Annotated in this window: 11 protein-coding genes; 7 read left to right on the top strand and 4 right to left on the bottom strand. The window is 36.0% G+C overall.

All coding sequences use genetic code 11. From position 1 onward, the window contains the following. Positions 1-29 precede the first annotated feature (29 nt). On the bottom strand, positions 30-1697 hold the full coding sequence (gene rnjA / locus A9C19_RS12265; protein ID WP_072581869.1) for a ribonuclease J1: 1668 nt from the start codon (positions 1695-1697) through the stop codon (positions 30-32). A 5-nt stretch (positions 1698-1702) separates the two neighbouring features. Continuing rightward, positions 1703-1912, bottom strand: a complete 210-nt coding sequence (locus tag A9C19_RS12260) for a DNA-dependent RNA polymerase subunit epsilon (protein ID WP_072580212.1) — start codon at positions 1910-1912, stop codon at positions 1703-1705. 485 nt (positions 1913-2397) lie between these two features. Between A9C19_RS12260 and A9C19_RS12255 the strand changes: the two genes are divergently transcribed. After that, positions 2398-3306, top strand: a complete 909-nt coding sequence (locus tag A9C19_RS12255; protein WP_233499168.1) for a DMT family transporter — start codon at positions 2398-2400, stop codon at positions 3304-3306. 18 nt (positions 3307-3324) lie between these two features. Beyond that, positions 3325-4095 carry a Cof-type HAD-IIB family hydrolase gene (locus A9C19_RS12250; protein ID WP_072580211.1) on the top strand — a complete coding sequence of 257 codons (771 nt, stop codon included), beginning with the start codon at positions 3325-3327 and terminating at the stop codon, positions 4093-4095. Between the two features lie 127 nt (positions 4096-4222). Here the strand turns inward: A9C19_RS12250 and def are convergent, their stop codons facing one another. Together def and A9C19_RS12240 are read right to left on the bottom strand one after the other, a co-directional pair. Next, positions 4223-4777: a peptide deformylase gene (def, locus tag A9C19_RS12245; protein WP_072580210.1), complete on the bottom strand. Its 555-nt coding sequence runs from the start codon at positions 4775-4777 to the stop codon at positions 4223-4225. A gap of 520 nt (positions 4778-5297) precedes the next feature. After that, complete coding sequence (locus tag A9C19_RS12240; RefSeq protein ID WP_072580209.1) at positions 5298-5438, bottom strand: YjcZ family sporulation protein; 141 nt, start codon at positions 5436-5438, stop codon at positions 5298-5300. A gap of 255 nt (positions 5439-5693) precedes the next feature. On the opposite strand from A9C19_RS12240, the gene A9C19_RS12235 reads away from it, so the two are divergent. The 5 genes from A9C19_RS12235 (at position 5694) to lpdA (ending at position 12071) form a co-directional block, all read left to right on the top strand. Beyond that, positions 5694-6353, top strand: a complete 660-nt coding sequence (locus A9C19_RS12235; RefSeq protein ID WP_072580208.1) for a YkyA family protein — start codon at positions 5694-5696, stop codon at positions 6351-6353. A 764-nt stretch (positions 6354-7117) separates the two neighbouring features. Further along, positions 7118-8233 (top strand): pyruvate dehydrogenase (acetyl-transferring) E1 component subunit alpha, encoded by a 1116-nt coding sequence (gene pdhA / locus A9C19_RS12230; protein WP_072580207.1) that lies wholly within the window; start codon positions 7118-7120, stop codon positions 8231-8233. Positions 8234-8236: 3 nt separating this feature from the next. Beyond that, positions 8237-9214 (top strand): alpha-ketoacid dehydrogenase subunit beta, encoded by a 978-nt coding sequence (locus tag A9C19_RS12225; RefSeq protein ID WP_072580206.1) that lies wholly within the window; start codon positions 8237-8239, stop codon positions 9212-9214. A 106-nt stretch (positions 9215-9320) separates the two neighbouring features. Further along, positions 9321-10655 carry a dihydrolipoamide acetyltransferase family protein gene (locus A9C19_RS12220; protein ID WP_072580205.1) on the top strand — a complete coding sequence of 445 codons (1335 nt, stop codon included), beginning with the start codon at positions 9321-9323 and terminating at the stop codon, positions 10653-10655. 3 nt (positions 10656-10658) lie between these two features. Next, positions 10659-12071, top strand: coding sequence for a dihydrolipoyl dehydrogenase (lpdA, locus tag A9C19_RS12215; protein WP_072580204.1), 1413 nt, complete (start codon positions 10659-10661; stop codon positions 12069-12071). Positions 12072-12285: the final 214 nt, after the last annotated feature.

Genomic DNA, 12285 nt, shown 5'->3' with positions numbered 1-12285 from the left:
AAGAGTGGTCCCATGACCACTCTTTTTTCTTATACCTCCATAATGATCGGTAAGATCATTGGACGACGTTTTGTTTTTTCATATAGGAACGGTGCTAATGTATCTGTGATTTCATTCTTGATTTCAGACCACTGGCTTGTACGACGTTCCATGATTTTGTTTAAATGTTTAGAAATAAGAGACTGAGCATCATTAATTAAATCTCCTGATTCACGCATATAAACAAATCCCCTAGAGATAATATCTGGACCTGCAGATATTTTAAAGTCTTTCATGTTGATACTAACAACAACAATAACGAGACCTTCTTCTGATAGAATTCGACGGTCGCGTAACACGATATTGCCAATGTCACCGATTCCACTTCCATCAATATACACAGAGCCTGAAGGGATTTTTCCAGCAACACCGACTTCTTTATCACCAATTGCTAAAACTTCTCCATTATCCATAATGAAGCAGTTTTCTTCTTCAACACCACAATCTACGGCGTGTCTAGCATGCATTTTCTGCATACGGTATTCACCATGTATCGGCATGAAGTATTTAGGCTTCATTAAGCGAAGCATTAGCTTCTGTTCTTCTTGTCCACCATGTCCAGACGTGTGGATATCGCTTAAAGTACCATGGATAACTTCTGCACCAGCGCGGAAAAGCTGATTAATCGTTTTACTTACACTCAGCGTATTACCAGGGATTGGTGATGAAGAGAATACAACGTTATCACCAGGAATTATTTGAATTTGTCTATGAGTCCCGTTTGCAATGCGTGATAAAGCAGCCATAGGTTCTCCTTGGCTACCTGTACACAGGATTGTTACTCTGTGAGCTGGCATTCTATTTATTTCATGTGCGTCAACAAATGTATCTTTTGGACAGCTAATATAACCTAACTCTTGTCCAATGTTTATTGCTGCTTCCATACTTCTCCCGAAAACGGCAATCTTACGACCGTGTGTAACAGCTGCCTCAACAACTTGTTGAAGACGATGTATATTAGAAGCAAATGTTGCGAAAATAATACGTCCGTCAACTTTACGGAAGATCTCATGTATACTATCGCCAACACGTCTTTCAGACATTGTGAAATTTGGAATTTCACTATTTGTACTATCTGAAAGTAAGCATAATACTCCATCACGTCCGATTTCAGCCATCTTAGTTAAGTTTGCAGGCTCTCCAACTGGAGTAAAGTCGAATTTAAAGTCTCCAGTATGTACAATGTTTCCTGGAGGAGTCTTTACAACAATCCCGTAAGAATCTGGGATACTATGAGTTGTTCTGAAGAAGGTGACGGAAGTTTTTCTAAATTTAATAATGTCATCCTCTTGAATCTCAATTAACTTTGTTTGTCTTAAAAGACCGTGCTCTTCTAATTTATTTCTAAGAAGTCCAAGTGCTAGCTTACCACCATAAATAGGAATGTTCACTTGGCGAAGTAAGTAAGGTATCCCACCGATATGGTCTTCATGTCCGTGCGTAATAAATAAACCTTTTATCTTATCTTCATTTTTTACTAAATAGGAGTAATCAGGAATAACATAGTCGATTCCTAATAACTCGTCTTCAGGAAATTTAATACCTGCATCGATTAAGACGATTTCATCCTGGAATTGAACTCCGTACGTGTTTTTACCAATTTCACCAAGTCCGCCTAAGGCGAAAACAGCTACTTGGTCATTTTTTACAAATTTCATACCCATCAAATCTCCAATACTTTATAGTTTTCACTTTGCTTCTCATATTCTAAATAAGCTCCTTCTACAGGAGAAACAAATTCAATATTATAAGGGCGGTCTTTTAATTTTGCGCGAACTTCCCCTTCAGTTGTTGCCTCAATATATAGAGTGTTTGTTCTTTCGCGAACAGGAACCTCTATTTTATTTTCTTGAAAATATACTTTGAAAATCATTTACCAAATCTCTCCTTAACTACCGTATGTTAGACTAGCTTTTTCTATTATATTCGATATTTGCAAACAAGCCAAGTCTGGAAGGAAATCTGTTCAATATTCGGGAATGAAAAGTGAACTTGACTACGTGTGTTTTTCATTATAAGGACTTAATAAAAAATGTTTAAGACTTCTTACAGTACAAATTTCACTTTAAACGAGCTTTATAAACCACTTATCTAGTTAAATCTTGAGATATTACGCAATTGTTTTCCGTTTTACAAAATGTTTTAATTGCTTTCTAATTGACTTTTTGAGTTTTTTTAACATATTAATTATTTCCTCCTTTATTTTAGTTTCCGGCCATTTTGGTTCTCACAAGTAGTATATGTAGAAACTCACAAGAATTACATGATTACTCTAGGGAATTTATGGATTTGCAATTGACAAATATGTGCTTTTCACTTAGCTTGAATTTATGTGTACATCATACGGGAGGGGCTTCTTTGAAAAAATTATACGGTTCATTATTTACTTTGAGTATGATATGGGGGACATCATTTTTATTTATAAAAATGTTAGTAGAGGAATTAGGCCCATGGGGTGTTGTGTTTTGGAGATGTTTATTTGGGGCACTAACATTGATTGTCATACTTTTGCTTTTTAAAAGGAAGGAAGTAGCAAAGGTTAAGTCAGAAAAAATCCCTTGGATAGCATTACTTTTTGTTGCAATATTTAATAATACTCTTCCTTTTGGATTTATTGCAATGAGTGAAATGAAAATATCAAGCAGCTTTGCTTCCGTTATTAATGCTACGACTCCTATTTGGACCATTGTCATCGGCGTTTTATTTTTTCATGTCTCAAGTAATATAAAACAATGGATCGGTGTATTAATGGGGTTTGTAGGCATCATCTTGCTATTAAACTTAAATGTTATGGGTTTAATTGGAGAAAACTTTATTGGTGCAGGGACAATGTTATTTGCTACGTTATGTTATGGAATTGGTGCTCAGCTTGCAAGGAAATATTTAAAGAACGTTCCTATCATTATTGTTTCATTGCTGACACTATCTATTTCTACATTGCTTAGTTTTTTTATTATGTTAAGCAGTGAAAAAGGATTCGTAGGAATTTCTTCAATAGATATTGTGTATTCATTAATTGGGTTAGGTGTTTTTGGTTCTGGGATTGCTTATCTTTTTTATTATTATATGGTAAAAGAAGGCGGGGCGGAATTTGCCTCATTAGTTACATATATCGTACCAATTACCGCTATGCTATGGGGGTATTTATTACTCAGCGAAAACATCTCAGCTAATATGATAAGTGGTTTACTATTTGTATTTTCAGGTGTTTATTTAAGTACTGTAAAGAGACGAAAAAGTATACAGATAACAACAAAAGTCGGATAAACAATAAGGAGTTGTAATATGAGCAACAAAGTAATTTTCTTTGATATTGATGGAACAATTCTAAATCATGACAAAGAAATACCAGATTCAACTAGAGTAGCCATTGGAAAATTGAAGGAAAAAGGTCATCATGTAGCGATAGCAACTGGTCGCGCTCCATTTATGTTTGAAGATTTACGAGAAGAATTAGATATTCACTCTTATGTAAGTTTTAATGGCCAGTATGTTGTTTTTGAAGGGGAAGTTATTTATGAAAATCCCTTAAACAAGGATACACTTGCAAGCTTATTGACGTATGCAGATAAAGAAAAACATCCGTTAGTTTTTCTTAGTGAGGAAGATATGATGGCTACAACAGGTATCCACCCCTATATAGAGCAAAGTATGGGAAGTTTAAAATTTTCGCATCCTTTAAAAAATCGTGATTATTATCTTGAAAAAGATATCTTTCAAACACTTTTATTTTGTGAAGACGGAATAGAAGAACGATACAAACGGTACGAAGACTTGCGATTTATTCGATGGCATAAAGTGTCTACGGACATTCTTCCAGTCGGAGGATCTAAAGCTGAGGGAATTAAACAATTAGCTATGCGGTTAGGTATCAAAAAGGAAAACATATATGCTTTTGGTGATGGCCTAAATGATCTAGAAATGATCGAATATGTGGGGACAGGTGTGGCAATGGGCAATGCAGTTAATCAATTAAAAGATCTTGCCAATTTCGTTACGAAGCCAGTCGATGAAGATGGAATTTTATTTGCAGTAAAACAGCTAGGATTATTGTGAATATATAGGTTCTCATCATATATTAACAAATGTTTTTAATAAGTCTCCTTCTATTGTATTGTTAATTCAGAAGCCACATAGGATTTTGTGGCTTCTGTCTTTTTGGAAAAGTGTGTTTATCTTATTCTTAACGATCAACGGCTATCGCGTTCTCAGGCTCTTGATATGGATTTTCTTCATTTATATGATCATAAAACATTACCCCATTTAAATGATCAATCTCATGTTGAAATACAATAGCGAGTAATCCTCTTAATCTTATATCAATTTTTTCTCCATCTACATTCGTTGCTTTTACTCTAATGCGAGCATATCTTGGAACAATTCCTGGAACAGCCCTATCAACAGATAAGCAGCCTTCTCCTGATGATAAATAACTTCCTTCAATAGAGTGACTGACAATTTTAGGATTAAACAATGCGTAACTATGCTGCTCTCCTTTTTCATCTTTTACATAAATAGCAAGCATTCTCTTGCTAACATTTATTTGTGGAGCTGCTATACCAATTCCAGGTCTTAACCCATATTTTTCAGCAATATCAGGATTTTGGCTATTTTTCACATAATCAAGCATATCCTGGAGAGTCTTCTTATCCTCTTCCGATGCTGGTATTGGTACTTCTTCAGCTACTTTACGTAGAGTAGGGTGACCTTCTCTAATAATATCATTCATTGTAATCATGTTGTTACACTCCTTCGTCTTTTATCCTGGCTATTTTTCTAACGTTTTATTTGAAAAGCTTCTTTATATTGACTATTCCGAGACATGTGAGAGAACAGTAGTTAGAAGAAAAGGAGAGATTCACAGAAGCTCACCGCTTATCCATAGGTTTGCTGATAACTAAATAGGTGCAAAGGATAAACGATGATCCTCTCCAAAATCAACAAAATATAAGAATATAGCCATTATTATTGAATTGACCCTTTACGTAATTTCTTTTAAAAAAGGGGAGGAAGCTATGTACAAAAAAGGTTAAAAAGCTTCTTGGATATATAAGATTATAATGCAAGATCTCTGAAACGAAAAGTGAAGCTTGTCTATTTTGAGAGTGGGAGAGTAGTGAGCTGTTAAAAATGGTGAAAAAGTGAAATGTAGTATTGAACCTCTCTGGATATAAGAGAAAAGGACAAACCCCCAGTCATCCAAAGATGCAATGGAGGTAAGCCTAGGTGATAGTTTAAAGTTTTAATTAGTTAAACAATTAGCAACCTAAATAAGCTGCACCAACGATAATTAATAGAATAAATAAAACAACAATCAAAGCAAAGCTGTTTCCATATCCTGTTGGTGCTCCGTATCCATACCCATAACTGTCACAACCACAACCATAGTAATTATGCATATTTAACAACCTCCTAATGTTCTTAACGCCTTTTGACGTTTAGTACACTGTATGTAATTAATGAAATTGTGTATAGTCATTCGCCCAGAACAAAGAAAATCCTCTTAGTATTAGGTCTAATTTGTAGACAAGCTAATATACTAGTAAAGTATCTAGGCATTTTTCCAAAATTTATTAAAAACAAAGAAGAAGCATTGTATTAATTTGTTGAACCACTTATAGTAAGAATTGTGTTGATTTATAGGGGGAACAGTTATGAAAAAGCTTATGAACGTAAGTATACTTACAACTTTATTGCTTGTCATCTTAGTTGGATGCTTGGGACCTAGTCCTGAAGAAACGATTTATCAAAAATTAGAAAAAGTTGTTTCTTTAGAGGAGTCATTTCAAGAGCAGCAGGAACCATTACTTGCTCTTGAAAAAGAGGAAAATGAACTTTTTAATCAGATTATGGATTTAGGAATGAAAGAGTTTGATCAAGTTGTATCATTATCAAACCAAGCTCTTGAAATGATAGACGAACGTGAAGAGAAAATGCAGGTTGAAAATGAGAGTATCATGGCTTCTAAGGAGGAATTCAAAGGAATAACCTTAGAAATGGAAAAAATAGAAGATGAGGATACTTTGGAAATCCTTGAAAATTTGCAAACGACAATGGAAAATCGCTATGATTCGTATGAGACATTATATAATCACTATTCTACATCCATTAAATTAGATAAAGAATTGTATGAAATGCTTCAAAATGAAGAGTTAACGATGGAAGAATTAGAGGAACAAATCTCTAAAATCAATGACTCGTATGAAAAGGTTATGAATGAAAATGAAATATTTAACGGCTATACCGAGGAATATAATCAATTAAAAACAGATTTTTATCAAATAGCTGGTTTAAATGTAAAAGAAGCTGAATAGACAGTGTGCAGAAGAATCTATCTTAAGGATAGGTTCTTTTTACATGCTCTTTACACTATCTAGTCATCATTCACATGTAATACCATGGTAAGCAAGAAAGTTAGGTCAATCCCACGCTTATTGGTAAAGGTTATATTTACTCACATAAAAATAGCAACTTAAGATAAGGCTTAAATATGGTAGAGCAATACTAGTAGTCTTCCCATCAATACCATCTAAAAAATAACATGTCTGTGGGAAACCTATTTGTCAAAAGGGAATCTACCATAGAAAGGGAATGCAACATCCTTAGAAATGAAAGGGTTTAACTAAAAGTGTTTCAAATTTGAAGAAACTGTATCATAAACAATGAAACAGTATATATTTTTGTATTAATACAGATGTAGGTTTTTGTTTTGAAAATACTTTTATAGAATGAAAAGAAACCTGATACAAACTAATTGACGAATATAAAAATTGTAGTGTAAACTGAATAATGAATGAAAGAAGTTGTATTAGTCTTTTATAAACAATTACTAGTACAGCGACTAGATAAAACCATACATAGTGGTCGCTAACATGATCGTATGAGTGGTATAAAAGTAAGTAGATTCGATTTTAAAAAAATTGTGTCATCCACTACAATTTAGGGTAACCTAATGCTGTGTATATTGGAATTCTCTTACTAAATATTAAAATGTTCACTATTGTGTTAGTTACATGTAAGTAGCTTGCGAAATTTGTTGAACAAAACACTCTTAAAAAGGAAAGGAAGAGGTTATAAGATGGCTGCAAAAACAAAAGGCGCTGTTGTTGACAGTAAAAAACAGTTTGAAGCTATTTCTAAGCAGTTCGAAACATTCCAAATTTTAAATGAAGAGGGTAAGGTCGTTAATGAAGCGGCAATGCCTGATCTAAGTGATGATCAATTAAAAGAGCTTATGCGTCGCATGGTTTACACTCGTATCCTTGATCAACGCTCTATTTCTTTAAACCGTCAAGGTCGCTTAGGTTTCTATGCACCAACTGCCGGTCAAGAGGCTTCTCAAATTGCATCTCAGTATGCATTAGAAAAAGAAGATTGGATTTTACCTGGATATCGTGATGTTCCTCAAATTGTTTGGCATGGTCTTCCATTATACCAAGCATTCTTATTCTCACGTGGTCACTTCCATGGTAACCAAATGCCTGAAGGTGTTAACGCATTATCACCACAAATCATTATTGGTGCTCAGTACATTCAAACTGCTGGTGTTGCACTTGGCCTTAAAAAGAAAGGTAAAGAAGCGGTAGCAATTACTTACACTGGTGATGGTGGAGCTTCTCAAGGAGACTTCTACGAAGGAATTAACTTTGCTGGTGCATACAAAGCTCCTGCAATTTTCGTTGTTCAAAACAACCGTTATGCGATTTCTACTCCAGTTGAAAAACAATCTGCTGCTCAAACTATTGCACAAAAAGCAGTTGCAGCTGGTATCGTAGGTGTTCAAGTTGATGGTATGGATCCACTTGCTGTTTATGCAGCCGTTCGTGATGCTCGTGATCGTGCAGTAAACGGAGAAGGTCCAACATTAATTGAGACGTTAACATTCCGTTACGGCCCACACACAATGGCTGGAGATGATCCAACTCGTTACCGTACAAAAGAAACTGAAAATGAGTGGGAAGCTAAAGATCCATTGGTACGTTTCCGTAAATTCCTAGAAGACAAAGGAATCTGGAACGAAGAAGAAGAAAACAAAACAATTGAACAAGCAAAAGAAGATATTAAAGAAGGCATTCAAAAAGCTGATAAATATCCAAAACAAAAGGTAACGGACTTGATGGAAATCATGTACGAAGAAATGCCTTATAACTTAAAAGAGCAATATGAAATTTACAAAGCAAAGGAGTCGAAATAAGCCATGGCACAAATGACAATGATTCAAGCCATCACAGATGCCTTACGCACTGAGTTGAAAAAAGATGAAAACGTCCTTGTATTTGGAGAAGACGTTGGATTAAATGGTGGCGTATTCCGTGCAACGGAGGGACTTCAAAAAGAATTTGGTGAAGATCGTGTATTCGATACTCCACTTGCTGAATCAGGTATTGGTGGTTTAACTATTGGATTCGCACTGACAGGTTTCCGTCCGGTTATGGAAGTTCAATTCTTCGGATTTGTATATGAAGTAATGGATTCAATTAGTGGACAATTAGCTCGTATGCGTTACCGTTCTGGTGGTCATTGGACTGCACCAGTAACAATTCGTTCTCCTTTCGGAGGGTTCGTACATACGCCAGAGCTACACGCAGATAGCTTAGAAGGATTAGTGGCTCAACAACCTGGATTAAAAGTTGTTATTCCATCAACTCCATATGATGCAAAAGGATTATTAATTTCTGCGATTCGTGATAACGATCCAGTTGTATTCTTAGAGCATATGAAATTATACCGTTCTTTCCGTCAAGAAGTACCAGAAGAAGAGTACACAATCGAAATTGGTAAAGCTGATGTTAAGCGCGAAGGTACGGATCTATCGATTATCACTTATGGAGCAATGGTTCACGAATCATTAAAAGCTGCAGAAGAGTTAGAAAAAGATGGAGTATCAGTTGAAGTCGTTGACTTACGTACTATTAGCCCACTAGATATTGAAACAATTATTGCTTCAGTTGAAAAAACTGGTCGCGCAATTGTTGTTCAAGAAGCTCAAAAACAAGCTGGTATTGCAGCGAACGTAGTAGCGGAAATTACAGAACGTGCGATCTTAAGCTTAGAGGCTCCAGTTTTACGTGTTACTGCTCCAGATACTGTTTATGCATTCACTGAAGCAGAAAACATCTGGTTACCAATTTATAAGGATATCCTTGAAACTGCTCGTAAAGTTGTTAATTTCTAATTAAATATTTTTTCATAACATCATGTAAATGGAACGAATGGCTTATGCTTCAAAAGGATAAGCCACGTTTTATCTATTTTTTATATTCTTAAGGAGGTTGAATGAATTGGCATTCGAATTTAAATTGCCTGATATCGGTGAAGGTATTCACGAAGGTGAAATCGTAAAATGGTTCGTAAAACCAGGCGATCAAGTTGAAGAAGATGATGTTCTAGCAGAAGTTCAAAATGATAAAGCTGTTGTAGAAATCCCATCACCAGTAAAAGGAACAGTTACTGAAGTAAACGTAGAAGAAGGAACAGTAGCAACAGTAGGTCAAACAATTATTACTTTTGATGCTCCTGGATACGAAGACCTTAAGTTCAAAGGCGATCATGGTGATGATGAGCCTAAGAAAGAAGAAAAAACAGAAGCACAGGTTCAAGCAACAGCTGAAGCTGGTCAAGAAGTGAAAAAAGAAGAAGCGCCTAAGCAAGAGGCTACACAACAAGAAGTGGATGTTGACCCTACTAAACGTGTAATCGCAATGCCTTCTGTACGTAAGTATGCTCGTGAAAAAGGTGTTGAGATCCGTCAAGTATCTGGTAGCGGAAAAAATGGTCGCGTAGTTAAAGAAGATATCGATGCATTCTTACAAGGTGGCACTTCTGCACAAGCAGCGCCTGTAGCTGAAGAAGCACCAGCAGCTAAAGATGAAAAACAAGCTAAGCCACAAGCTGTAGCAGTTCCAGAGGGTGAATTCCCTGAAACTCGTGAGAAAATTAGCGGAATGCGTAAGGCAATTGCAAAAGCAATGGTTAACTCTAAACATACAGCGCCACACGTTACATTAATGGATGAAGTGGATGTAACGAACCTTGTTGCGCATAGAAAACAATTTAAAACTGTTGCAGCAGACCAGGGTATTAAGTTAACATATTTACCGTACGTAGTGAAAGCTCTTACTTCAGCGCTTAAAAAGTATCCAGTTCTTAATACATCTTTAGATGATAGCACGGATGAAGTGGTTCAAAAGCATTACTACAACATTGGTATTGCAGCTGACACTGAAAAAGGTCTGCTTGTACCTGTTGTGAAGAATGCAGATCGCAAAGCTATTTTCGAAATTTCAAATGAAATTAACGAACTTGCTACAAAAGCACGTGATGGTAAGTTAGCTCCTAACGAGATGAAAGGTGCATCATGTACAATTACGAATATTGGATCAGCAGGTGGACAATGGTTTACACCAGTAATTAACCATCCTGAAGTTGCAATTTTAGGTATTGGCCGTATTGCTGAAAAACCAGTAGTTCGTGATGGAGAGATTGTAGTAGCTCCAGTCTTAGCTTTATCTCTAAGCTTTGACCACAGAATGATTGATGGTGCTACTGCTCAAAATGCTCTTAACCACATCAAGCGTTTACTGAACGATCCACAACTTATTTTAATGGAGGCGTAATCGATGGTAGTTGGAGATTTCCCAATTGAAACAGATACTCTTGTCATTGGAGCAGGTCCTGGCGGATATGTTGCAGCAATCCGCGCTGCTCAACTTGGACAAAAAGTAACAGTTGTAGAAAAAAGTGTTTTAGGTGGAGTTTGTTTAAATGTAGGGTGTATTCCTTCAAAAGCATTAATTGCTGCTGGACACCGCTACGAGAACGCTTTGCACTCAGAAGATATGGGTATTAAAGCCGAGAAGGTTACAGTTGACTTTTCTAAAGTTCAAGAATTCAAACAAGGTGTAGTGAAAAAACTAACAGGTGGTGTAGCTGGATTACTTAAAGGTAATAAAGTAGACGTTGTTAGTGGAGAAGCTTACTTTGTTGATAATGAAACTGTTAAAGTAATGGATGAAACGTCTTCACAAACGTATAAATTCAAAAATGTAATTATTGCTACTGGTTCTCGTCCAATCGAAATCCCAGCTTTCAAATACTCTAAGCGTGTATTAGATTCGACTGGTGCTCTAAATCTTCAAGAAATTCCTAAGAAGATGGTTGTAATTGGTGGAGGTTATATTGGTACAGAGTTAGGTACGGCTTATGCTAACTTTGGTACAGAAGTAACATTCATTGAAGCAGCTGACGAAATTCTTGCTGGTTTTGAGAAGCAAATGAGCTCTTTAGTAACGCGTAACCTTAAGAAAAAAGGTAATGTTGAAATCTTCACAAAAGCTATGGCTAAAGGTGTAGAGGAAGACGAAAATGGAGTAAAAGTTACATTTGAAGTAAAAGGTGAAGAAAAAACGGTTGAAGCTGATTACCTATTAGTAACAGTAGGCCGTCGTCCTAACACAGATGAACTTGGCTTAGAGCAAGTGGGTGTTGAATTGAATGAGAGAGGCGTTATCAAAATTGATAAACAATGCCGTACGAACATTCCAAACATCTATGCAATTGGTGATATTGTAGAAGGACCACCATTAGCTCATAAAGCTTCTTACGAAGGTAAAATTGCTGCAGAAGCAATTGCTGGAGAGAAAGCTGAAATTGATTACTTAGGTATTCCTGCTGTTGTATTCTCTGAACCAGAGCTTGCTACAGTTGGTTACACTGAAACTCAAGCTAAGGAAGAAGGAATTGAAGTGAAAGCTTCTAAATTCCCATTCGGTGCTAATGGCCGTGCGTTATCTCTTAATAACGCAGATGGTTTCTTAAAACTTATCACTCGTAAAGAGGACGGGTTAGTTATCGGTGCACAAATTGCTGGTCCTAGCGCATCTGACATGATTTCAGAGCTTGGTTTAGCAATTGAAGCAGGAATGACTGCTGAGGATATCGCAATGACGATCCATGCTCACCCAACATTAGGCGAAATTACGATGGAAGCTGCTGAAGTAGCAATTGGTAACCCAATTCATATCGTAAAATAATAAAAAAAAGGTAAGCTGCTTAGCAGTTTACCTTTTTTAATGTGAAAATTCTTTAAGAATAGAAAAATAGCTAAAAAAGGAACATACTCATTTGAATACTTTATTCTCAATGGATAGATATGAAAAGGCTGTGTTAATTGTTTAATGTTATATTTGAAATTGTTGATTGGATGTGGCAGTAGACTTCTGGTGGAGGACTGTGGTATAGATAATC

The sequence above is a fragment of the Bacillus weihaiensis genome (assembly GCF_001889165.1).
Taxonomy (GTDB): Bacteria; Bacillota; Bacilli; order Bacillales; family Bacillaceae; genus Metabacillus; species Metabacillus weihaiensis.
This window is presented reverse-complemented; position numbering and strand designations above follow the sequence as displayed.

What these genes read in the sequence shown, in the direction of transcription:
- pdhA (WP_072580207.1), top strand. Translation starts at nt 7,118, where the DNA reads ATGGCTGCAAAAACAAAAGGCGCTGTTGTTGACAGTAAAAAACAGTTT.
- A9C19_RS12250 (WP_072580211.1), top strand. Translation starts at nt 3,325, where the DNA reads ATGAGCAACAAAGTAATTTTCTTTGATATTGATGGAACAATTCTAAAT.
- A9C19_RS12225 (WP_072580206.1), top strand. Translation starts at nt 8,237, where the DNA reads ATGGCACAAATGACAATGATTCAAGCCATCACAGATGCCTTACGCACT.
- A9C19_RS12260 (WP_072580212.1), bottom strand. Translation starts at nt 1,912, where the DNA reads ATGATTTTCAAAGTATATTTTCAAGAAAATAAAATAGAGGTTCCTGTT.
- A9C19_RS12240 (WP_072580209.1), bottom strand. Translation starts at nt 5,438, where the DNA reads ATGCATAATTACTATGGTTGTGGTTGTGACAGTTATGGGTATGGATAC.
- def (WP_072580210.1), bottom strand. Translation starts at nt 4,777, where the DNA reads ATGATTACAATGAATGATATTATTAGAGAAGGTCACCCTACTCTACGT.
- lpdA (WP_072580204.1), top strand. Translation starts at nt 10,659, where the DNA reads ATGGTAGTTGGAGATTTCCCAATTGAAACAGATACTCTTGTCATTGGA.
- A9C19_RS12235 (WP_072580208.1), top strand. Translation starts at nt 5,694, where the DNA reads ATGAAAAAGCTTATGAACGTAAGTATACTTACAACTTTATTGCTTGTC.
- rnjA (WP_072581869.1), bottom strand. Translation starts at nt 1,697, where the DNA reads ATGAAATTTGTAAAAAATGACCAAGTAGCTGTTTTCGCCTTAGGCGGA.